General features: G+C 51.4%; 19 protein-coding genes and 1 other annotated feature. Of the genes, 13 read left to right on the forward strand and 6 right to left on the reverse strand.

Annotated features, from left to right (window positions below):
* Positions 1-6 precede the first annotated feature (6 nt).
* The 3 genes from citC to QWJ20_RS01760 form a co-directional block, all read right to left on the reverse strand.
* Positions 7-1,071: a [citrate (pro-3S)-lyase] ligase gene (gene citC / locus QWJ20_RS01750; protein ID WP_433991703.1), complete on the reverse strand. Its 1,065-nt coding sequence runs from the start codon at positions 1,069-1,071 to the stop codon at positions 7-9.
* 87 nt (positions 1,072-1,158) lie between these two features.
* Positions 1,159-2,043: a fumarylacetoacetate hydrolase family protein gene (locus QWJ20_RS01755; protein ID WP_095994365.1), complete on the reverse strand. Its 885-nt coding sequence runs from the start codon at positions 2,041-2,043 to the stop codon at positions 1,159-1,161.
* Positions 2,044-2,159: 116 nt separating this feature from the next.
* Positions 2,160-3,530, reverse strand: coding sequence for a 2-hydroxycarboxylate transporter family protein (locus QWJ20_RS01760; RefSeq protein ID WP_095699243.1), 1,371 nt, complete (start codon positions 3,528-3,530; stop codon positions 2,160-2,162).
* Positions 3,531-3,949: 419 nt separating this feature from the next.
* On the opposite strand from QWJ20_RS01760, the gene QWJ20_RS01765 reads away from it, so the two are divergent.
* From QWJ20_RS01765 to QWJ20_RS01780, 4 genes are all read left to right on the forward strand, one after another.
* Positions 3,950-5,545, forward strand: coding sequence for an ATP-binding protein (locus tag QWJ20_RS01765; protein WP_226300906.1), 1,596 nt, complete (start codon positions 3,950-3,952; stop codon positions 5,543-5,545).
* 92 nt (positions 5,546-5,637) lie between these two features.
* Complete coding sequence (locus QWJ20_RS01770; RefSeq protein WP_109412793.1) at positions 5,638-6,339, forward strand: response regulator; 702 nt, start codon at positions 5,638-5,640, stop codon at positions 6,337-6,339.
* A gap of 595 nt (positions 6,340-6,934) precedes the next feature.
* Complete coding sequence (locus QWJ20_RS01775; protein ID WP_433991704.1) at positions 6,935-8,869, forward strand: methyl-accepting chemotaxis protein; 1,935 nt, start codon at positions 6,935-6,937, stop codon at positions 8,867-8,869.
* A gap of 331 nt (positions 8,870-9,200) precedes the next feature.
* Positions 9,201-11,153, forward strand: a complete 1,953-nt coding sequence (locus tag QWJ20_RS01780) for a methyl-accepting chemotaxis protein (protein ID WP_433991705.1) — start codon at positions 9,201-9,203, stop codon at positions 11,151-11,153.
* Between the two features lie 113 nt (positions 11,154-11,266).
* On the opposite strand, the gene QWJ20_RS01785 is transcribed toward QWJ20_RS01780, so the two are convergent.
* Positions 11,267-12,103: an SDR family oxidoreductase gene (locus QWJ20_RS01785; RefSeq protein ID WP_433991706.1), complete on the reverse strand. Its 837-nt coding sequence runs from the start codon at positions 12,101-12,103 to the stop codon at positions 11,267-11,269.
* Positions 12,104-12,384: 281 nt separating this feature from the next.
* Here QWJ20_RS01785 and hisL point away from each other — a divergent pair, with 281 nt between their 5' ends.
* From hisL to hisIE, 9 genes are all read left to right on the forward strand, one after another.
* Entirely contained in the window at positions 12,385-12,432 is a 48-nt protein-coding gene (gene hisL / locus QWJ20_RS01790) for a his operon leader peptide (RefSeq protein WP_106389040.1), read from the forward strand.
* Positions 12,408-12,529: a sequence feature (His leader region), on the forward strand. It overlaps the preceding gene by 25 nt.
* 49 nt (positions 12,530-12,578) lie before the next feature.
* The gene (gene hisG / locus QWJ20_RS01795) at positions 12,579-13,478 is read left to right on the forward strand and encodes an ATP phosphoribosyltransferase (RefSeq protein WP_109412789.1); all 900 of its coding nucleotides are present in this window, start codon (positions 12,579-12,581) and stop codon (positions 13,476-13,478) included.
* 5 nt (positions 13,479-13,483) lie between these two features.
* Positions 13,484-14,812, forward strand: coding sequence for a histidinol dehydrogenase (gene hisD / locus QWJ20_RS01800; RefSeq protein ID WP_095701897.1), 1,329 nt, complete (start codon positions 13,484-13,486; stop codon positions 14,810-14,812).
* Positions 14,809-15,882 (forward strand): histidinol-phosphate transaminase, encoded by a 1,074-nt coding sequence (hisC, locus tag QWJ20_RS01805; RefSeq protein WP_174870441.1) that lies wholly within the window; start codon positions 14,809-14,811, stop codon positions 15,880-15,882. The genes hisD and hisC overlap by 4 nt, the downstream gene beginning before the upstream one ends.
* 15 nt (positions 15,883-15,897) lie before the next feature.
* Positions 15,898-16,965: a bifunctional histidinol-phosphatase/imidazoleglycerol-phosphate dehydratase HisB gene (gene hisB, locus QWJ20_RS01810; protein ID WP_433991707.1), complete on the forward strand. Its 1,068-nt coding sequence runs from the start codon at positions 15,898-15,900 to the stop codon at positions 16,963-16,965.
* A complete protein-coding gene (gene hisH / locus QWJ20_RS01815) occupies positions 16,965-17,555 on the forward strand; it encodes an imidazole glycerol phosphate synthase subunit HisH (RefSeq protein WP_014915086.1) in 591 nt (196 codons plus the stop codon). Before hisB ends, hisH begins: the two co-directional genes overlap by 1 nt.
* 6 nt (positions 17,556-17,561) lie before the next feature.
* Positions 17,562-18,299, forward strand: coding sequence for a 1-(5-phosphoribosyl)-5-[(5-phosphoribosylamino)methylideneamino]imidazole-4-carboxamide isomerase (hisA, locus tag QWJ20_RS01820; RefSeq protein WP_433991708.1), 738 nt, complete (start codon positions 17,562-17,564; stop codon positions 18,297-18,299).
* Complete coding sequence (gene hisF / locus QWJ20_RS01825) at positions 18,281-19,057, forward strand: imidazole glycerol phosphate synthase subunit HisF (RefSeq protein WP_039481360.1); 777 nt, start codon at positions 18,281-18,283, stop codon at positions 19,055-19,057. The genes hisA and hisF overlap by 19 nt, the downstream gene beginning before the upstream one ends.
* Positions 19,051-19,683 (forward strand): bifunctional phosphoribosyl-AMP cyclohydrolase/phosphoribosyl-ATP diphosphatase HisIE, encoded by a 633-nt coding sequence (hisIE, locus tag QWJ20_RS01830; protein WP_433991709.1) that lies wholly within the window; start codon positions 19,051-19,053, stop codon positions 19,681-19,683. The genes hisF and hisIE overlap by 7 nt, the downstream gene beginning before the upstream one ends.
* A gap of 160 nt (positions 19,684-19,843) precedes the next feature.
* Here the strand turns inward: hisIE and ihfB are convergent, their stop codons facing one another.
* Together ihfB and rpsA are read right to left on the reverse strand one after the other, a co-directional pair.
* Positions 19,844-20,128 (reverse strand): integration host factor subunit beta, encoded by a 285-nt coding sequence (ihfB, locus tag QWJ20_RS01835; protein ID WP_005967571.1) that lies wholly within the window; start codon positions 20,126-20,128, stop codon positions 19,844-19,846.
* Between the two features lie 89 nt (positions 20,129-20,217).
* A complete protein-coding gene (gene rpsA / locus QWJ20_RS01840; RefSeq protein WP_095701896.1) occupies positions 20,218-21,891 on the reverse strand; it encodes a 30S ribosomal protein S1 in 1,674 nt (557 codons plus the stop codon).
* Between the last annotated feature and the right edge of the window lie 18 nt (positions 21,892-21,909).

The raw sequence follows: 21,909 nt of genomic DNA on the forward strand, positions 1-21,909 counted from the left end.
TTTTAATTACGCGTATTCGGGTTCGTAATAGCGCTGTAAATGCGCAAAGGTTGAGGCTGGCACGATGTCCTGAATACGGCTGTACTGCCGAAGTTTGAGTAATTTCCTGACTTCCGAGGCGGAAATTGCCAGTCCTGAGGTTTGCCGTTTACGTTCAATTTCAACCACACTTAACGCCGGGGAAGACACCGTCTGGTCTTTCTCCAGCCAGTAGTGCATGTCCTGGTTGTACTGATACGTCACCGGGCAAAAGGGTTCGGTGCCGACGAAGCGCTGGGTAATACCGAGCGCTGGCGCGATATATTTCCTGAAAATGATTAAATCCAGCGCCGCATGGGCACGGGTGATGAGTTTCTCTTCCTTCAGGAAATAGCCGGGAAAGGTCGCCTTAGAGATCATGTAGTTCGAACCGGCATGTACCGTCACATTGCGGATGTGTTCCACGCCGCGTTGCACCATCTCCAGGCGTTCACTGAACGGGAAAAAGGACACGTCTTCCCGCACTACGAATACGTGCAGCCAGTCACACGACTGTGCCGCATGTTCCGCCAGATAGCGGTGGCCCAGCGTGAAGGGATTCGCGTTCATCACAATCGCGCCGATCTTTTTATCTGTTCGCGTGGCAAGCAGTTCAGGGTGCGCAAAGGCCGCCAAAGACTGGCAATACTGCTGGATGCCAATCGGCGTGTTTTCCATCAGCACCGCGCTGTCCTGATAGCACGCCAGCGGGTAGAAGCCACATCCGCGAAAGATGTCGACATTTTCCGGTCGGGTATAGAGAAACAGGTGGAAGTGGCCGCGCTGAGCCGCCTGCTGCATGACTTCATTCACCACCTGCACGCCCAGATTGAGGTGTCTGAATTCAGGATCGACCGCAACGCACTTAATGGTGTTGGCGGCCAGCCCCGCGCAGGCAATCAGCCGCCCGCCCCGTTTGCCAACCACAACGATGTCAATATCGTCATCCATGCCGAGCTGGCAGTGTGCAAGGAACTGGCGCACCGCGTCCCTCTCCTGCTCCCGAAGGCGCACATCCAGCGTGTCAAAAAAGACGGAATCATTGGCATACATCACGGTTCTTCCTGCAACTCGAATTATTTAGACAATCTATTGCAGGCTGCCGGTTTAGTGCCGACAGCCTGGTACTGACACGGATATTCAGTGCGCGACGGCTTCAGCGGCTGCCGGAACTGATTTCACCGGCGCAGCGGCATCCACGATCGTGTTACGCAAATGGCCAATGTTTTCGATTTCAACTTCAATGCAGTCACCGGCTTTCATAAACAGCGGTGGATTGCGTTTTTTACCCACGCCGCCCGGTGAACCGGTAATGATCACGTCGCCTGCGCTTAGCTCGGTGAAGGTGCTGATGTATTCAATCAATTCCGCGACTTTGTGGATCATGCTGCTGGTATTGTCATCCTGTACCATGCGGCCATTCAGATACGTACGGATCGCCAGCACATGTGGATCGGGAATTTCATCCGTGGTGGTCAGATAAGGGCCGAACGCACCGGTTTTCTGCCAGTTCTTGCCAGCGGTAAACCAGCTGTGCTGCCAGTCACGCGCAGAACCATCCATGTAGCAGCTGTAGCCTGCAACATGAGAGAGCGCGACATCCTGAGCAATATTCTGTCCACCTTTACCGATAACGACCGCCAGCTCGCCTTCATAATCGAACTCGCTGGAATAATGCGGTTTGATCACCGGCGTCGCATGTCCGGTTTGTGAATCCGCAAAGCGCACAAATAAGGTTGGCGCGGGATTCTCTTCATTAAATTCCTGACGCTTAGCGGCGTAGTTCATCCCCACGCACAGTATTTTCCCTGGTGCGGTAATAACCGGTAAGAACGTCACATCCGCGACCGGAATATCCGGCGTGCTCATACTGAATTCGTGTGCCACGTGTAGCGCATTCTGCGCCAGCAGTGTTTTCAGATCGGGGTAACGGTGGCCAATTTTACCGCCGAGATCGATTAATCCCGTTGGTGTATAAATGCCGTAACTGTCCTTACCGTTATAACGATAGCTTGCAAGTTTCATAATATTTCCTGTGCAAAATAAACCCACGTGCAGTGGCGGTTTTTATTCTGTTAGCTCAGCTCATTTTTCAACGTAATACTTATTTAGCTCCGCGCCTTTTTATTTTCTGAATGACATCAGACTAAAAAGTTGGCGAGCACGAGCAGTGAAATCGAAACGTTAATCGCACCGCCGATACGCGTCGCAATCTGCGCGAATGGCATCAGCACCATACGGTTGCCTGCCGTCAGAATCGCGACGTCACCAGTACCACCCTGTCCGCTTTGGCAGCAGGAAATAATGGCAACATCAATCGGATGCATACCGATTTTTCTACCCACAAAGAAGCCGGTCGCGACCAGCGTCACTACGGTAGAAATAATCACCAGCAGGTTTTGAATCGTAAAAGCGTTCACCAGCTCCTGCCACGGCGTAATCGCCACGCCAACGGCAAACAGAATCGGATACGTCACAGAGGTCTGGAAGAACTTGTAAACGACCTGAGAACCTTCCAGCATTTTCGGTGAAACACCGTGAGCCAGCTTCACCAGCACCGCCGCGAACAGCATGCCAACCGGTGCAGGCAGGCCAATGACTTTGTGACCAAGCATACCCACCATATACAGCAGGATGGCCAGCAGTGCGCCAGAGGCAATCGTCGTGACATCGGCTTTGCCGCTAAAGGCAGAAACCGGTGTGCTGCTTGCGCCACCGCCCAGATTATTGTCTTTATTCGGCATCAGTTCGCCTTCACCAGTCAGGTGTGGAAAGCGTTTACCCAACTGATTCAGAACACCGGCAAGGATGATCGCGGTCAGGCTACCCAGCATAACGATAGGCAAGACGCGCCCCAGTGCAACGCCCTGATCCATATGCAGAATCGTGGCATAGCCGATGGACAGCGGGATAGCGCCTTCACCCACCCCACCTGCCATAATCGGCAGAATCAGGAAGAAGAAGATTTGGAATGGATCCAGGCCGAGCGCAATACCGACGCCCATGCCCACCAGCATCCCAGCGATTTCACCGCACAGCATAGGGAAGAAAATACGCAGGAAGCCCTGAATCAGCGTCTGCCGATTCATACTCATGATGCTGCCGACAATAATGCAGCAGATGTAGAGATACAGGATGTTGGTACTTTTATAGAACTTGGTCGTGGATTCAACGACAACGTCCGGCAGCAGGCCATAATGCACCATCGCCGAGGGGATAAAGGTCGCACAGATTGCCGCCGCCCCCATCTTGCCGATAATCGGCAGACGTTTACCAAATTCACCGCAGGCAAACCCGAAGAATGCCAGCGTCGCCACCATCACGACAATGTCACTCGGCAACTTGCCACTCAGGCAGTCGATGCCGATTAATACCCCCGCCAGCACAAAGAGTGGCACAGGGATAATACCTACTTTATAGGTATCCAGAACGTGCCACCATTTTTCCTTTAATGAGGCCTTCCCAGCCGCCTCATTATTTACCACAATATATGAATCATCAGTCGTACTCATCACTCTGTCCCCGTTTTATTTTGTCCGCGAATGATAGGGGGCGATTACCTATTATTATGTGATTCCCTTCAAATTAAAAAACGAGTTTTAAAGGCGTTTATGGTTTTTATGGTTTATATTCAAAAATCGTTTATTACGCAGGCGGCTAGCTGATTTTACGCTCAAAATAAATTTTACGGTTTCTATGGAGTTTATGGCTTTTATTTCCTAAAAATGACTATGTTGATAAAACGTAATTAAGTTGTTTATTAAAGAAAACAGATGCGTTTAATTTTATCTATTTATTACCATCATCATATTGGTAGCAACATATTTAAACGTGTTATTGCTCACAAGTTTTTTCCTCTCAGCCCATTCTTATTACCATTCGTGATAAATTCATCAGCTATTTTTCGTTCACCAGCAGGCTACCGCACATCATGAGAGTGAGACTTTCCTTTCATATCAAATTATTTATCTATTTGATCGTCTTCTTCTCTTCGTTACTTCTGATGACGGGTATTTATTATTATCACGATATCGATAAGCAGCTCTATTCCGAGCTGGGTACACGAGCGCAGGTACAGGCCAGAGAAATCGCCATCATTCCGTCACTGATTGAGTCCGTGAAGCATAAAGACATTAAGCAGATAAGCACGCTCGTCCAGCAATTGAAGCTGCGCAGCGACGCTAGCTATATCGTGGTCGGGGATAATCAGGCGCATCACCTGTTTCATTCTGAAGATGCCAGCCTTGTCGGCACGCAGATGGTGGGCGGTGATAACGTTGAGGTGCTCGCTGGGAAAAGCACGATCACCGTGCGCCGGGGCGGCATTGGCATTTCGCTACGCAGCAAAGCGCCGATCGTGGCTGATGGTCAGGTGATTGGTATTGTCTCCGTCGGCTATCTGAAAACCCATATCGATAACCTGACGTTCAGTAAACTGGCGCATATCCTGCTGGCGATTCTGGCGATGTTTGTCGCGCTGTTTCTCTTTTCCTGGTGGTTCTCGCGTAATCTGAAGAAACAGATGTTTGGCCTCGAACCTCTTGAGATTCGTATGCTGGTCAGGCAGCAGAAGGCGCTGCTCGAATCGATCTACGAAGGGGTGATCGCCATCGATAAGCAGCACCGCATTGCCGCCATTAACCATGCCGCCAAAGAAATCCTCGGGCTGAACGAACCGTCCTATCTGTTGCGCGGCAAGCCGATTGATACCGTCATTAAGCCCGTGCCCTTTTTCTCCGGCGAGGCCATGTGGAACAGCGACACCCACGATGAAATCTGCCGTTTTAACCACGCTACCGTGATTGCCAGCCGAGTGCGGATCATGCTGGAGGATGAGCTTCAGGGCTGGGTCATCAGCTTCCGCGGTAAAAATGATATCCATACGCTTAGCATGCAGCTTAGCCAGGTGAAGCGCTACGCTAACAGCTTGCGTATTTTGCGCCACGAGCAGCTGAACTGGACGGCGACGCTGGCCGGACTACTGCACCTAAAACGCTATGACGAAGCTATCAAATATATTGAAGCGCAATCGGAAAGCGCGCAGGTGGTGCTGGATTTTGTTTCTCGTCGCTTCTGTTCGCCCGCGTTGTGCGGGCTGCTGCTGGGCAAGTATGCGACGGCACGAGAAAAAGGCATTGAGATTGTTTTCGACCCACGCTGCCAGCTCACCCACATTCCACCCGCACTGAGCGAAACGGAGCTGATGTCCATCATTGGTAATTTGCTGGATAACGCGATGGAAGCCACATTAGCCACCACCGCGCCACATTATCCTGTCGAGGTGTACATCTATAACAGCGAACAAGAACTGGTCATTGAAATCGCCGATCAAGGAACGGGTATCGATCCGGCCATTGCCGATAGCCTGTTTGAAATGGGCGTGACCAGCAAAACACAGGGCGATCACGGGCTGGGGCTGCATCTGGTCGCCAGCTACGTCAATCAGGCTCAGGGAATGATCGAAGTCTCGGCCAACCAGCCGAATGGCAGCATATTTTCCCTATTTATTCCGATGTCCCCCCCATAATTTGAGCGGCAGCATATTGAATAACGCACAGACCGCTTGGGGTATAGCGGACACATTATTTTATAATTCAGAGACTAACAGGGATTTACACCATGCAGCACACTGAACATTTCGATGTCTTAATCGTTGAAGATGAAAGTAAGCTGGCAAATATTCATGCTGAATTTATTGAGAAACATTTCAATCTGCGTGTCGTCGGGATTGCCGCTACGCTTTTTGAAGCCAAAAAGCTCCTTCAGCAGCACAGGCCGCGCCTGATCTTGCTGGATAATTATTTGCCCGACGGCGAAGGGGTTTCGCTGATTGAAAGCCAACTGCTTAAAGGAATGGACTGTTCCGTCATCTTTATTACCGCCGCCAGCGATATGAATACCTGCGCTCAGGCGATTCGCTGCGGGGCCTTTGACTACATTATCAAACCGCTTTCCTACCCACGGCTGCGCTCTTCGCTGGAGCGATTTATTCAATTCGTGAAAACCCAGCACACTTACAAAATTGTCGATCAGCAGAACGTCGATATTCTCTATCAGCTGCAATCGTCCGGCACAGCCACCTCATCATCAGCAAAAGGCATTGAAGAGAACACGCTGGGGCTGATCAAGCAGATTTTTGCCAACGATGGCGGCGATACACTCTTTTCTGTCGATGATATCGTCGAAAAAACAGGACTCAGTAAAACGACGGCGCGCCGTTATCTGGAGTTCTGCGTTGAAAACCAGTTCCTCGACATCGAAATGCGTTACGGCAAAATTGGTCATCCACGCCGGCTGTATCGTACAAAAAGCACCGGCTAGATCTTGTAGCCCTATCCTATGACGGCGAGGTTAGCCGTCATAGGGCATGCGGTACAGTCAGACGACGGTGTGCGATAAAAATTGGGATAAAAGTCAGATAAAGTAATAACGTCATTCACTACTTGGGAACGCCTCCTCAGTATTACGTCCAAACTTAACCATTCGTTATTTTCATCCTATTTATATTTCAATATATGTCTAAATTAACCTATTCCTTCTCAAATTTTTAAAAATTAAAAAAACAATCACAATTTCCTGTGCTTATTCTTATAACGGTTCGCATAACGCAGATTGGTAATTCAACCGGAGCCTGCTGTGCAGTTGTCCAAAAATAAGAGAGAAGCCTCACAAATTATTATTAGTTTCTTCACTCACACTAAAAAAAACCACTATAAATCCGATAAGCATTATGGGTCATATACTCTAAATAATTCGAGTTTCAGGAAGGCAGCAAGCGAAGGAATCCCGATGAGCTTACTCAAGTAAGTGATTCGGGTGACTGAACGCAGCCAACGCACATGCAACTTGAAGTATGACGAGTATCTTTTTATTAGTTTGTTACCTGACACCAGTAATTCATCCCCGGAGAGACATCATGTTCTTAGCCAAAAAAATTAGAAATCTTAAAATATCCCAAAAGCTGTATCTTGGGTTTGGGGTGATCCTGCTACTGGTCATCATTGCATCGCTACTGAGCGCAGGTCGTTTCAGAGAAATTCGTGATATCTATGAAAAAACCAATCTTATTTACAACATCAACATCGAAGTCTTTCAGGCCAAAATAAACCGCCTGAAGTATTTTTATTCGTATGAAGAGAAGTCGCGTGAAACTATGGCGGGCTTCGTTAAACATGCATCAGAGTTAACCACGGAAGCGAAAACGCTCTCATGGAGTCCAGAAGGCGCCCCCCTCGTCAACGATCTCGGCCAGAATCTGACTGAATTCCAGAACGCGATCACCGAGATGGGGAAAGCCACGCAACGCGTGGTAGAAAATCGCGACAAAATCAGCGCCGCCAACGGGCAAAACGTTACCACGGATTTTTACGCCAAGCTGCGCCAGCAGCCTTCTGATAGCACGACGCAATATCAGGCTGAAGATTTGGCAGCGCAGGTTTCAGAACTCAAGCAGTTATCCTATGAACTACAGCTTAAGCAAAATGCCGATGCCGCGAAGAAGCTTGATGAGGCTTTTGGTCGCTTTGACAGCAGCTATCAGGCCGTCACTGCGACGCTAACGCCGGAACAACAGGTCGCCGCAGAGGGTCTGCGAAGCTATGTCACCAGCTATAAAAAGCTCAACGCTGACTACTTCCAGAGCATCAGCGGCCTGAAAAAAGCCGAAGACGGCGTGAAGGTCGGCGGAGATAAAAGCAGCGCCTCCATTAAAGCGCTTATCACTATCGTCAAAGAGAAGAATGACGCACTGGCATACGGTTCCGCGACTATCACGATGATCATTGGCCTCATCGCCGTCGTGATCGGCATTATCATTTCGCTACTGATTACCCGCCAAATCACCCGCCCCGTGATTCACAACCTTTCTCTGGCGGAAAAAATCGCCGCAGGCGATCTAACCTCAACCATTGTGGCCGATCGCGATGATGAGCTGGGTCAGCTAACGGCCGCCATGGGGAGAATGAACGAAAAGCTGCGCCATATGATCAGCGATGTGCGTGACAGCGTGGACAGCGTGTCAACCTCTGCGGCCAAGATCGCCGCGGGTAATAGCGACCTCTCCTCGCGCACCGAGCAGCAGTCTGCCGCCGTAGTAGAAACCGCCGCCAGTATGGAAGAACTGACGTCGACCGTGAAAAACAACGCCGAGAACGCCAAACAGGCGAGCCAAATCAGTACCGAAGCCTCGCAAAATGCGCACAAAGGCGGCGAAGTGGTTCGGAATGTGGTGGATACCATGTCAGGCATTTCAGACAGCTCACGGAAGATTGCCGACATTACTGCCGTTATCAACAGCATTGCGTTCCAGACCAATATTCTAGCACTGAACGCCGCGGTAGAAGCCGCGCGAGCCGGTGAGCAAGGCCGTGGATTCGCCGTGGTTGCCAGCGAGGTGCGGACGCTTTCTCAACGCACCTCACAAGCCGCAAAAGAAATCGCCAGCCTGATATCTGAATCGGTGTCGCGTATTAATGTGGGCACGCAGTTAGTCGCCAATGCAGGAACGGCGATGGATCAGATCGTCTCCTCTGTCTCGCGGGTTAACGACATCATGGGGGAAATTGCCTCCGCCTCTGATGAGCAAAGCCGTGGCATTGAGCAAATCTCCCGTGCCATCAGCGAACTGGACACCACCACACAGCAGAATGCAGCGCTGGTGATGGAATCCTCGATCTCCGCTAACTCGCTGGAAGAACAGTCTGCGATACTGGAAAGCATGGTAGCGAACTTCCGCCTATCCGATCATGAGGGGCGTAAACCCAAAGCAAATCTCTCCGGTTTGCCGCCACAGCAGAAACGCCTGCCGCCTGCATCAAAACAGTCCCAGGACTCAGGCTGGACAACGTTCTAACTCCTAACTTCTAACGTTCGATCCCTCAGCCCTGATATGACGTCAGGGCTGAATTCACCAATAGAATATTATTTCAATGATAAATAAATCGTTAAATAATCAGTAAGCTACGTTATTTTGGCCGTATTCCCATAAAAGACTATGCATTTGCACAGCGCGCCTTGATACCCATCACAAAATGTTATTATCCCCTACTTTGGCTCTAACATCGTGATAAGAAAACCCGATAACTCATAGTAGTTAGAAACGACATCGTCGTTAATAGTGAAATAATCGTTAGCAATAAAACCGTAGTCATTATTACTAAAATCGTTATACATGGAGAGTTATAATGCAGAATCTTGCTAGTCGAATCCGTAACACAAAAATCGCACATAAACTGTATGCGGGATTTGGCATTATTTTATTACTCGTTATTGTTGCCTCATCGCTTAGTACAAAAAGATTTAAAGACATCAAAGATATCTATGAAAAAACCAATCTTATTTACAGCATCAATATTGAGGTATTTCAGGCAAAAATAAACCGCGTGAAATATTTCTACGCCCCCGATGAGAAGACAAAAGATATTCTGGCGAAATTTGTTAAAAGCGCGACAGACTTAACAGACAGCGCAAAAACTCTGGCCTGGAGCGCCGATGAGTTAGGCCACATCAATAGCTTAAAAGAAAACTTAGAGGGCTTTCAGACATCGGTATCCGGTATGTCTGTTGCAACACAAAAAGCGGTTGGGATTCAGGGAAAAATGAATCAGCTGCATGCACAAGCCACGCTGGAACCTGTTGCACAGACCATTCATAGCACCAGCTCATTCCCCGATAACGATGCTTATTACGCGATGAGCAGATTGGCTTTCTTGTTAAGTGAAGTGCAAAAGCTGAGTTATGAGCTGCAAATAACAAAAGATGAGAAAACAATCACTGCACTGAATAACCGTTATGCGGAAACGGAATCAGCCTATCAGGCCTTACCGATTTTACCTGCCGATCTGAAAGGTCAGGCTGACGCATTGCGGAATTACATCAAGCAATATCAACAGATTAATGCAGACTATTACACCGCTTTTGATGACGTGAAAAAAGCAGAATATCTGGTCATGAGAGCAGGAACGAAAAGCAGCGCAGACATCAACGCGCTGACGGCCATTATCAAAGCGAAAAACGATGAACTGGCCTATAACTCCGCCACCATTACCATGATTATCGGTCTCATCGCCGTCATCATCGGTATCATTATTTCGATCTACATCACCCGGATTATCACCAGACCCATCATCCATAACCTGTCGCTGGCGGAACGTATTGCCAGTGGCGATCTAACCACCTCAATTCAGACCGATCGCCACGATGAACTGGGGCGACTCACTCACGCGATGGGGACGATGAATGAACAGCTGCGTCACGTTATCTCCGAAGTGCGGGATAGCGTCGGTAGCGTCAGCCAGTCGGCAAGCAAAATTGCCACAGGCAATAGCGATCTATCATCGCGCACCGAGCAGCAGTCGGCAGCCGTCGTTGAAACCGCGGCTAGCATGGAAGAATTGACGTCAACGGTGAAAAACAACGCCGACAACGCCAAACATGCCAGCCAGATCGCTGCCGATGCCTCCAAGAATGCGCTGAAAGGCGGCGAAGTCGTGAAACAGGTTGTGACGACCATGGATAATATCGCGGCCAGCTCCAAAAAAATCGCCGATATTACTACCGTCATCAATAGCATTGCTTTCCAGACCAACATTCTGGCGCTGAACGCGGCGGTAGAAGCCGCGCGTGCCGGGGAACAAGGCCGTGGTTTTGCCGTGGTCGCAGGCGAAGTACGCAGTTTATCGCAGCGCAGTTCTCAGGCAGCCAAAGACATCGAATCCCTGATCGCAGAGTCCGTCGAGCGTACCAATGCAGGGAGTCATCTTGTGGCGGTTGCGGGCGAAACCATGGAGCAAATCGTCGATTCCGTTTCCCGCGTGAACGACATCATGGGGGAAATTTCCTCCGCCTCTGAAGAACAGAGCCGGGGAATTGGGCAAATTGCACAGGCGATCAGTGAACTGGACACCACGACACAGCAGAACGCCTCGCTGGTAATGGAATCGTCCATTTCTGCCAACTCGCTGGAAGAACAGGCCGTGCTGTTAGAGAAGTTGCTTGAGCACTTCCGCGTGTCCCAATCGGATAACCGCGCAGGCTCACGCGCCTCATCCTCCACGTCACGACACGCGCTGCCAAAACGTGTGTCAACGACAGACAAAAAAGCCGCGTCGTCAGAAGGCGACTGGACGTCGTTTTAACACCTCACGCCCGGATGCTTCACACACATCCGGGCGTATCAGAATCCCTGTTGCGGTATCAAAAATCGTGGCAAACATCGTGGCAAACAAAGCAGCACGCATTGCGGTTAGCGCTACAAACCCTCGTTCAATGGCATCGTTGAAGGATTAGGGTACTGATACTCAAACCCAAGTTCATGGCAGATACGCTGCCCATCAACAATCTTCCCCTGATCGCTGTCGGTTACGGGTGCAAACTGCGGCGGAGACAGGTGCAATCTGCGCGCCTGCTCAGGGTAAAAATCCTGTTTGGCCGGATGTTCTGGTGCACACAGATTATAGATATGCCCACCGTTTGGTAGCTTCAGCAGCAGCAGGATCGCCGCCAGCACATCCTCTTGATGCACCAGATTCACGCCCTGGTTACCGCGCAGCAAATTGGTTTTGCCCGCAAGGAAACGCCCAGGATGGCGTTCACCACCGACCAGCCCCGCAAGACGCAAGATATCCACGGAGGTATCAGGTAGATGCTGCAACCACTGTTCAAGGGACACCAGCGTTTTCCCTGCTACCGTCGTCGGCTGTAGCGGCGAATTTTCTTTTGCCGTGCCGCTGCTATCGCCATAAACCGAGGTTGAACTGGTGAAGATAATACGCGGGACATGAAACACACGCGCCATATTCACCAGTTGCTGTACCGCTTGCGCATACCCTTCGCCCCCTTCCGCCGTTCGGCTGGCGGGCAAGGTCACGATCAACACGTCAACCTGTAGTAATGCTCTAAGCTCGTCTGCGTCGCATTCCAGTTCCGGCGTCAGCGCCAGTTGATAGCACTCAATGCCGCTCATTCGTGCTGCTTCCACGCCATCCTGAGTGGTTTTCGTCCCTGTCACGTGGTAGCCGTGCCCATTCAGCGCCAGAGCCAGTGGCATACCCAACCAGCCCAATCCAACAATCGATACTTTTTTCATCAGCCGTTCTCCCCTGCAAGGAGCCTGTTAATTAACATCATGCACCGACAACAGAGTAAACGGCTTTTACTCCCATCGCTACAGAGCCTGTCCGATTTCAGCAGCGCGTTCTCTCTATCAAAGGCCGATATCCAGCGTGATTATGCTGGCGTATCACCCAAGCAAAATGAACTTCCCATATCTGCTAAAAAAATGTTGCACAACAACCCGAACATGGTTTAGGTTATTCGACAGAAATCATTATTGATTTAATACACATTGACACAACAAAGAGACATCTTATGACACGCGTTCTGTTTAACCACCATCATCACCATCATCCTGATTAGTCTTTCGGGCAGTTGGTGCTGGAAGACGTTAAGATCTTCCAGTGGCGCAGAACACAAAGAGAGCCCTCGGAAGATCACCTTCCGAGGGCTTTTTTTATGGCTCAATGTTTCTAAAATTTTAAATTTGACAGGTTAATGAGGTTTCCATGCTGGATAAAACACGTTTACGGATAGCAATGCAGAAGTCAGGCCGCCTGAGCGACGATTCACGCGAACTGCTGGCACGCTGTGGGATCAAAATCAACTTACAGCAACAGCGTCTGATCGCGTTCGCAGAGAATATGCCGATTGATATCCTGCGCGTACGCGATGACGATATCCCCGGTTTGGTGATGGATGGCGTGGTCGATCTGGGCATCATCGGCGAAAACGTGCTGGAAGAAGAGCTGTTAAACCGTCGTGCTCAGGGTGAAGATCCGCGTTACTTCACGCTGCGTCGTCTGGATTTCGGCGGTTGCCGCCTGTCGCTGGCGATGCCGCTGGACGAAGCCTATACCGGTCCTGAATGTCTGCAAAACAAACGTATCGCCACCTCTTATCCTCACCTGCTCAAACAATATCTCGACAGACAATCTGTCAATTTCAAATCCTGTCTGCTCAACGGTTCCGTCGAAGTGGCTCCACGCGCCGGTCTGGCCGATGCTATCTGCGATCTGGTATCAACCGGTGCCACGCTGGAGGCCAACGGCCTGCGAGAAGTCGAAGTCATTTACCGTTCCAAGGCCTGCCTGATTCAGCGCGACGGCGACATGCCAGCAGAGAAACAGCAGCTAATCGATAAGCTACTGACCCGTATGCAAGGCGTAATTCAGGCACGTGAATCAAAATACATCATGCTGCACGCGCCTAGCGAACGTCTGGACGAAATCATTGCCCTGTTGCCTGGTGCCGAGCGTCCGACCATTCTGCCGCTGGCCGGCGATCAGCGTCGTGTTGCCATGCACATGGTCAGTAGCGAAACGCTGTTCTGGGAAACCATGGAGAAGCTGAAATCATTAGGTGCCAGCTCCATTCTGGTCCTGCCTATTGAAAAAATGATGGAGTGATGACGATGGCTGACAACACCAAAAGCACTGGCAGCTTCAGCACGCTCGTTGACTGGCAGCGCTGTTCAGTAGAAGAGCAGCGTCAGCTACTGACTCGTCCGGCGATTTCCGCGTCAGATCGCATTACCGCTGTCGTGAGCGATATTCTGGCAAACGTGAAAAGCCGCGGTGATAACGCCTTACGCGACTACAGCGCGCAGTTCGATAAGGTTCAGGTGAATGCGATTCGCGTCACCGAGGCTGAGATCGCTGCCGCCTCCGCTCGTCTGGGCGATGAAGTAAAACAGGCGATGGCGATCGCCGTGCGTAATATCGAGACATTCCACAACGCGCAAAAGCTGCCCATTGTCGATATCGAAACGCAGCCAGGCGTACGTTGCCAGCAGCTCACTCGCCCCATCGCAACCGTCGGACTGTATATTCCTGGGGGCTCTGCCCCGCTGCCGTCAACCGTGTTGATGCTGGGAACGCCTTCACGCATCGCTGGTTGTGGTCGCGTGGTGCTGTGCTCACCGCCGCCGATTGCCGATGAAATTCTGTATGCCGCACAGCTATGTGGCATTAAAGAAGTCTTTCAGCTCGGTGGCGCGCAAGCGATTGCCGCGATGGCGTTTGGCACCGAGAGCGTGCCAAAAGTGGATAAGATTTTTGGCCCCGGCAACGCATATGTGACGGAAGCCAAGCGTCAGGTTAGCCAGCAGCTTGATGGTGCAGCCATTGATATGCCCGCTGGGCCATCCGAAGTTCTGGTGATCGCCGACAGTGGTGCGACGCCCGCGTTTGTCGCCTCCGACCTGTTATCACAGGCAGAGCACGGCCCAGACTCACAGGTCATTCTGCTCACGCCTGACGCAGCAATGGCTAAGGCCGTGGCGGACGCTGTTGAAGAACAGCTCACGCAATTGTCCCGTGCGGACATCGCGCGTCAGGCGCTTGCCAGCAGCCGCGTCATCGTTGCGCGTGATTTGGCACAGTGCATTGAAATCAGCAATCAATATGGCCCAGAGCACCTGATCATCCAGACGCGTGACGCCGAGTCACTGGTTGATAGCATCACTAGCGCAGGTTCCGTGTTCCTTGGCGACTGGTCACCGGAATCCGCTGGCGATTACGCCTCCGGCACCAACCATGTTCTGCCGACCTATGGCTATACCTCGACCTATTCCAGTTTGGGTCTGGCCGATTTCCAGAAGCGAATGACCGTACAGCAGCTCACGCCGCAGGGGTTACTGCAACTGGCGCCGACCATAGAAATATTGGCACAGGCCGAACAGCTGACCGCCCACAAAAACGCCGTTACCCTGCGTGTTGCAGCACTGAAGGAGCAAGCATGAGCAGCATTGAAGAACTGGCACGTGCCAACGTCCGTGCGTTGACCCCCTACCAATCTGCCCGTCGTCTGGGTGGGAACGGCGATGTCTGGCTGAATGCCAATGAATATCCTCAAGCACCGGAATTTCAGTTAACGCTGCAAACGCTGAACCGCTACCCGGAATGTCAGCCGGTCATGGTGATCAACCGTTACGCTGAATATGCTGGCGTAACGCCGGAGCAGGTTCTGGTCAGCCGCGGTGCCGACGAAGGTATCGAGCTACTGATCCGCGCGTTCTGCGAACCGGGGAAAGATGCCATCCTGTTCTGTCCGCCAACCTACGGCATGTACGCCGTCAGCGCCGAGACGTTTGGCGTGGAGCGTCGCACCGTAGCCAGTAAATCAGACTGGCAGTTGGATCTCGACGCGATTGAAGCGCAGTTGGACGGCACCAAAGTCATTTACGTATGCAGCCCAAATAACCCAACCGGCAACCTGATTGCACGGGAGGATTTACGCCAGTTGCTCACGCTAGCACAGGGCAAAGCGCTGGTCGTTATCGATGAAGCCTATATTGAATTCTGTCCGCAGGCGACCACCTCAGTCTGGCTGGCCGAGTTTCCTCATTTGGTGATTCTGCGTACCTTGTCAAAAGCCTTTTCACTCGCTGGACTACGCTGTGGCTTCACGCTGGCGAACCCTGAAGTGATTCAGCTTCTGCTGAAGGTGATTGCCCCTTATCCACTGTCTACCCCGGTGGCAGATATCGCCGCGCAGGCGCTGAGTCACGAAGGGATCGCTAAAATGAAGGCGAATGTTGAGGAGATTACCTCCGCTCGCCGCTGGCTAAGCGATGCCTTAAAAGACATTCCCTGCATTGAAGAAATCTTCCCCAGCGAGAGTAACTATCTGCTGGTGCGCTTTACCGCCTCCCCTTCTGTATTTAAAACGCTGTGGGATCAAGGCATTATTCTACGTGACCAAAATAAGCAACCAAGCCTCGCGGGCTGTTTGCGCATTACTATCGGCAACCGCTACGAATGTGAACGCGTTGTTGCTGCATTACAATCATTGCCGGGCATCAACGCTTAATTTTAAGGAGCTCACGTGGGCCAGAAATACCTCTTTATCGACCGTGACGGAACATTGATTGCTGAACCGCCTGAGGATTTTCAGGTTGACCGTCTGGATAAACTGGCGCTGGAACCAGATGTCATCCCCTCGCTGCTAGCGCTGCAAAAAGCGGGCTATACGCTAGTGATGATCACCAATCAGGATGGGCTGGGAACCGATAGTTTTCCGCAGGAAACCTTCGACCCACCGCACAACCTGATGATGCAGATTCTGACATCGCAGGGCATCAATTTTGAGCACGTGCTTATTTGCCCGCATTTGCCAGCGGATAACTGCACCTGCCGCAAGCCCAAGACTGAACTGGTCACCGCCTATTTGAATAATGGCCTGATGGATGTGGCTAATAGCTACGTCATCGGCGACCGCCAGACCGATATTCAACTGGCGCAGAATATGGGCATAATCGGCCTGCTCTACCAACGCGGTGGACTGAACTGGCAAGCGATTACCAACCAACTGACCAAGCGTGACCGTCATGCGCACGTCAACCGCGTCACGCGTGAAACCGCGATTGATGTGAACGTCTGGCTGGATCAGGAAGGCGGCAGCAAAATCAACACTGGCGTCGGCTTCTTCGATCACATGCTGGATCAAATCGCCACCCACGGCGGGTTCCGCATGAACATTGAAGTGAAAGGCGACCTGTACATTGACGATCACCACACGGTGGAAGATACCGGTCTGGCGCTGGGCGAAGCCCTGAATAAAGCGCTGGGCGACAAACGCGGCATTGGCCGTTTTGGCTTCGTCCTGCCGATGGATGAGTGTCTGGCACGCTGTGCGCTGGATATTTCAGGCCGTCCGCATCTGGAATACAAAGCAGAGTTCAGCTACCAGCGCGTCGGCGATCTGAGTACGGAAATGGTCGAACACTTCTTCCGCTCGCTGTCTTACTCCATGGCTTGTACGCTGCACCTGAAAACCAAGGGGCGCAACGATCATCACCGTGTGGAAAGCCTGTTTAAAGTCTTCGGACGCACGCTGCGTCAGGCCATTCGCGTCGAGGGTGACACGCTGCCGAGCTCGAAAGGAGTGCTCTGATGAAGGTCGTCATTCTTGATACCGGCTGCGCTAACCTCTCTTCGGTGACCTACGCCGTGCAGCGGTTGGGGTATACGCCCGTTGTGAGCCGTGAGGCCGAGATTGTCCTGCAAGCGGACAAGCTGTTTCTGCCGGGCGTTGGCACCGCGCAGGCCGCGATGAATCAACTGGAAGAACGCGACCTGATTGCGTTGATCAAGGCCTGTACCCAGCCCGTTCTCGGTATTTGCCTCGGCATGCAGTTGCTGGGCACAAACAGCGACGAAAACGGTGGCATCCCAACGTTGGGGATTGTCGATACGCCAGTGAAAAAAATGGTTGACCACGGCTTACCGCTGCCACATATGGGCTGGAATCAGGTCATTCCGAAAGCCGGACATCGTTTGTTCCGCGATATCGATGACGGTGCCTATTTCTATTTCGTTCACAGCTATGCCATGCCGGTCTGCGAAAACACGATTGCACAAGCCAACTATGGCGAAGCCTTCACTGCCGCGCTGGAAAAAGATAACTTCTTTGGCGTGCAGTTCCACCCTGAGCGTTCGGGTGCTGCGGGCGCGCAGCTGCTGAAAAACTTTCTGGAGATGTAGAACGTCATGATTATTCCCGCATTAGATCTGATTGATGGACAAGTTGTCCGTCTGCATCAGGGTGATTATGGCCAACAGCGCCAGTATGGCAGCGATCCGCTCCCCCGCTTGCAGGATTACCAGCAACAAGGTGCAGGCGTGCTGCATTTGGTGGATTTGACTGGTGCAAAAGATCCTTCTGCCCGTCAGATCCCGCTGTTAACCACGCTGCTGGCTGGCGTTAGCGTACCGGTTCAAATCGGCGGCGGTATCCGCACCGAACAGGACGTGGAAGCGTTATTAAAAGCCGGTGCCAGCCGTGTCGTTATCGGCTCCACCGCGGTTAAGCAGCCGGAACTCGTTCAGCAATGGTTCACCCGCTACGGCGCAGAAGCGCTGGTGTTGGCGCTGGACGTGCGTATCGACGCCAACGGCACAAAATTCATCGCCATCAGCGGCTGGCAGGAAAATTCAGACGCCACGCTTGAGCAGGTCGTCGAACAATATCTGCCGTTCGGTCTGAAGCATGTACTGTGTACCGACATTTCTCGCGACGGCACGCTGAGCGGCTCCAACGTCGAACTCTATCGTGAAATCAGCCAGCGCTACCCGCAAATTGCCTTTCAGGCATCCGGCGGCATCGGTAATCTGACAGATATCGCCAATTTACGCGGCAGCGGTGTACAGGGCGTGATCGTGGGTCGTGCGCTGCTGGAAGGTAAATTCAACGTCGCGGAGGCTATTTCATGCTGGCAAAACGGATAATTCCCTGCCTGGACGTGCGTAACGGTCAGGTCGTCAAAGGCGTACAGTTTCGCAATCACGAAATCATCGGTGACATCGTCCCGCTGGCGCAGCGCTACGCGCAGGAAGGGGCCGATGAGTTAGTCTTTTATGATATCACCGCCTCTTCCGATGGCCGTGTGGTCGATAAAAGCTGGGTATCCCGCGTCGCGGAAGTGATTGATATTCCTTTCTGCGTGGCGGGCGGCATTAAAAGCGTGGAAGAAGCGGGTCAAATCCTCTCTTTCGGCGCGGATAAAATCTCCATTAACTCACCGGCGCTGGCCGATCCAGAGCTGATTACTCGTCTGGCCGATCGTTATGGTGTGCAGTGTATCGTCGTCGGGATTGACACCTGGCACGATGCGGCGACGGGCCGCTACCACGTCAATCAGTACACCGGCGATGAAGCGCGTACCAAAGTCACCACCTGGGAAACGCTGGATTGGGTTGAAGAAGTGCAGAAGCGCGGTGCGGGTGAGATTGTCCTGAACATGATGAATCAGGACGGCGTGCGCAACGGCTACGATTTACACCAGTTAAATCTGGTGCGTGATGTCTGCAATGTTCCGCTTATTGCTTCCGGCGGCGCAGGCACCATGGAACATTTTCTGGATGCGTTCCAAACCGCCCACGTTGATGGCGCGCTGGCGGCATCGGTGTTTCACAAGCAAATTATTAATATTGGCGAACTGAAACAATATCTTAAGCAACAAGGTGTGGAGATTCGAGTGTGTTAAGCGAAAAGTTCTTTCTAAACGACGAACAACGAAACCAACTCGATTGGGAAAAAACGGATGGCATGCTGCCGGTTGTCGTGCAACATGCCGTATCTGGTGAAGTATTGATGCTGGGCTACATGAATCAGGACGCCTTGCAGGCCACGGAAGAGAGCGGAAAAGTTACGTTCTTTTCACGCACCAAGCAGCGATTGTGGACGAAAGGCGAATCTTCCGGCCATTTCCTGAATGTCGTCTCTATCACGCCAGACTGCGATAACGACACGCTGCTGATTCTGGTTAATCCTATCGGCCCAACTTGTCACCTTGGCACCAGCAGCTGTTTCTCGCCTGCTGCCAGCGACTGGACGTTCCTCTATCAGTTAGAGCAACTGCTGGCCGAGCGTAAGCATGCTGACCCGGATAGTTCTTACACTGCACGTCTGTATGCCAGCGGCACCAAGCGCATTGCGCAGAAAGTCGGTGAGGAAGGATTGGAAGCGGCATTAGCAGCGACGGTGCATGACCGCGAAGAACTGACTAACGAAGCAGCAGATTTAATGTACCACCTGCTGGTGCTGTTGCAGGATCAGGATTTAGATCTGGCGACCATCATCAATCGCCTAAAAGCGCGTCACAATAAGTAAACCTATTCCCCGCGTTATCCGTCGTTGATAGCGCGGGATGATATATCCGATGTCAGATAACCACGTCATAACGATGGAAGTGCGGAGAAGATGATGGTTATAAATGTAAAAAAGCACCCGATATGGGTGCTTTTATAAGGCTGGTATTTAAGACTAACGATTAGCCGTAAATATTAGCGCGGTCGCGGAGTTCCTTGCCCGGTTTAAAGTGAGGGACGTACTTACCTTCCAACTCAACTTTGTCACCCGTTTTCGGATTACGACCTACACGCGGTGCACGGTAGTGAAGTGAAAAACTGCCAAACCCACGGATTTCAATACGGTCGCCTTCGGCTAACGTAGAAGCCATTTGTTCGAGCATTTCTTTCACTGCATCCTCAACCACTTTGGCTGGGATATGAGATTGCTGTCCAGCAAGCCTTTCAATAAGTTCAGACTTGGTCATAGCTCCTCCAAGTGCGGTTATCAATAACCAGGATAACTGACTACCGTTACAAGAATGAGCAACTTACGTTGCTCATTCCACCGTAGTGATTACTCGCCTTTAGCTGCTTTGAACGCTTCTGCCATCGCGCTGGAGAAATTGTTTTCTTCCGGCTTGTTGTTAACAGTTGCGATTGCATCTTTCTCGTCAGCTTCGTCTTTCGCACGAACAGACAGGCTAACAACGCGGTTTTTACGATCAACACCAGTGTATTTCGCTTCAACGCTGTCGCCAACGCTCAATACCAGAGTTGCATCTTCAACGCGGTCACGTGAAGCGTCAGAAGCACGCAGATAGCCTTCAACACCGTCTGCTAATTCAACTGTAGCACCTTTGGCGTCAACTGCTGTAACTTTACCAGTAACAATAGCACCTTTCTTGTTAACAGACAGGTAGTTATTGAACGGGTCTTCAGACAGTTGTTTCACACCCAGGGAGATACGCTCGCGCTCTGCGTCAACTTGCAGAACAACAGCGGCGATTTCATCACCTTTCTTGAATTCGCGAACGGCTTCTTCGCCAGCCACGTTCCAAGAGATGTCGGACAGGTGAACCAGACCGTCGATGCCGCCGTCCAGACCGATGAAGATACCAAAGTCAGTGATAGACTTGATTTTACCTTCAACGCGGTCGCCCTTGTTGTGGGTTTCTGCGAACAGCTGCCATGGGTTAGATTTGCACTGTTTCAGGCCCAGAGAGATACGACGACGTTCTTCGTCGATGTCCAGAACCATAACTTCCACTACATCACCAACGTTAACAACTTTGGATGGGTGGATGTTTTTGTTGGTCCAATCCATTTCGGAAACGTGCACCAGACCTTCAACGCCTTCTTCGATTTCAACGAAGCAGCCGTAGTCAGTCAGGTTGGTTACGCGGCCAGTCAGACGCGTGCTTTCTGGGTAACGCTTAGCGATAGCGACCCATGGATCTTCGCCCAGCTGTTTCAGACCCAGAGACACACGGGTACGTTCGCGGTCGAATTTCAGCACTTTAACAGTGATTTCGTCGCCCACATTGACGATTTCGCTTGGATGTTTAACACGTTTCCAAGCCATATCAGTGATATGCAGCAGGCCATCAACGCCGCCCAGATCAACGAATGCACCGTAGTCAGTAAGGTTCTTAACGATACCTTTAACTTCCATGCCTTCCTGCAGGTTTTCCAGCAGTTGATCGCGCTCAGCACTGTTTTCAGATTCGATAACTGCACGGCGGGAAACAACAACGTTGTTGCGTTTCTGATCCAGCTTGATAACTTTGAACTCAAGCTCTTTGCCTTCCAGATGCAGCGTGTCGCGAACCGGACGAACGTCTACCAGAGAACCTGGCAGGAACGCGCGAATGCCGTTCAGCTCAACAGTGAAACCGCCTTTAACTTTACCGTTGATAATACCGGTAACCGTTGCAGCTTCTTCGTAAGCTTTTTCCAGCGTCAGCCATGCTTCATGACGTTTAGCTTTTTCGCGAGAAAGCAGCGTTTCACCGAAGCCATCTTCGATAGCGTCCAGAGCAACGTCAACTTCATCACCAACCTGAATTTCCAGTTCGCCTTGTGCGTTCTTGAATTGCTCTACCGGAATGGCAGATTCAGATTTCAGACCGGCGTCAACCAGTACGACATCTTTATCAATAGCAACAACAACACCACGTACGATGGAACCAGGACGGGTTTCGATTTCTTTCAGGGATTCTTCAAAGAGTTGAGCAAAAGATTCAGTCATGTTTGATAATCTTAAGGG

This window comes from Pectobacterium sp. S5 (genome assembly GCF_051707265.1).
GTDB classification, from domain to species: domain Bacteria; phylum Pseudomonadota; class Gammaproteobacteria; order Enterobacterales; family Enterobacteriaceae; genus Pectobacterium; species Pectobacterium polare.

What these genes read in the sequence shown, in the direction of transcription:
- citC (WP_433991703.1), bottom strand. Translation starts at nt 1,071, where the DNA reads ATGTATGCCAATGATTCCGTCTTTTTTGACACGCTGGATGTGCGCCTT.
- QWJ20_RS01755 (WP_095994365.1), bottom strand. Translation starts at nt 2,043, where the DNA reads ATGAAACTTGCAAGCTATCGTTATAACGGTAAGGACAGTTACGGCATT.
- QWJ20_RS01760 (WP_095699243.1), bottom strand. Translation starts at nt 3,530, where the DNA reads ATGAGTACGACTGATGATTCATATATTGTGGTAAATAATGAGGCGGCT.
- QWJ20_RS01765 (WP_226300906.1), top strand. Translation starts at nt 3,950, where the DNA reads ATGAGAGTGAGACTTTCCTTTCATATCAAATTATTTATCTATTTGATC.
- QWJ20_RS01770 (WP_109412793.1), top strand. Translation starts at nt 5,638, where the DNA reads ATGCAGCACACTGAACATTTCGATGTCTTAATCGTTGAAGATGAAAGT.
- QWJ20_RS01775 (WP_433991704.1), top strand. Translation starts at nt 6,935, where the DNA reads ATGTTCTTAGCCAAAAAAATTAGAAATCTTAAAATATCCCAAAAGCTG.
- QWJ20_RS01780 (WP_433991705.1), top strand. Translation starts at nt 9,201, where the DNA reads ATGCAGAATCTTGCTAGTCGAATCCGTAACACAAAAATCGCACATAAA.
- QWJ20_RS01785 (WP_433991706.1), bottom strand. Translation starts at nt 12,103, where the DNA reads ATGAAAAAAGTATCGATTGTTGGATTGGGCTGGTTGGGTATGCCACTG.
- hisG (WP_109412789.1), top strand. Translation starts at nt 12,579, where the DNA reads ATGCTGGATAAAACACGTTTACGGATAGCAATGCAGAAGTCAGGCCGC.
- hisD (WP_095701897.1), top strand. Translation starts at nt 13,484, where the DNA reads ATGGCTGACAACACCAAAAGCACTGGCAGCTTCAGCACGCTCGTTGAC.
- hisC (WP_174870441.1), top strand. Translation starts at nt 14,809, where the DNA reads ATGAGCAGCATTGAAGAACTGGCACGTGCCAACGTCCGTGCGTTGACC.
- hisH (WP_014915086.1), top strand. Translation starts at nt 16,965, where the DNA reads ATGAAGGTCGTCATTCTTGATACCGGCTGCGCTAACCTCTCTTCGGTG.
- hisA (WP_433991708.1), top strand. Translation starts at nt 17,562, where the DNA reads ATGATTATTCCCGCATTAGATCTGATTGATGGACAAGTTGTCCGTCTG.
- hisF (WP_039481360.1), top strand. Translation starts at nt 18,281, where the DNA reads ATGCTGGCAAAACGGATAATTCCCTGCCTGGACGTGCGTAACGGTCAG.
- ihfB (WP_005967571.1), bottom strand. Translation starts at nt 20,128, where the DNA reads ATGACCAAGTCTGAACTTATTGAAAGGCTTGCTGGACAGCAATCTCAT.
- rpsA (WP_095701896.1), bottom strand. Translation starts at nt 21,891, where the DNA reads ATGACTGAATCTTTTGCTCAACTCTTTGAAGAATCCCTGAAAGAAATC.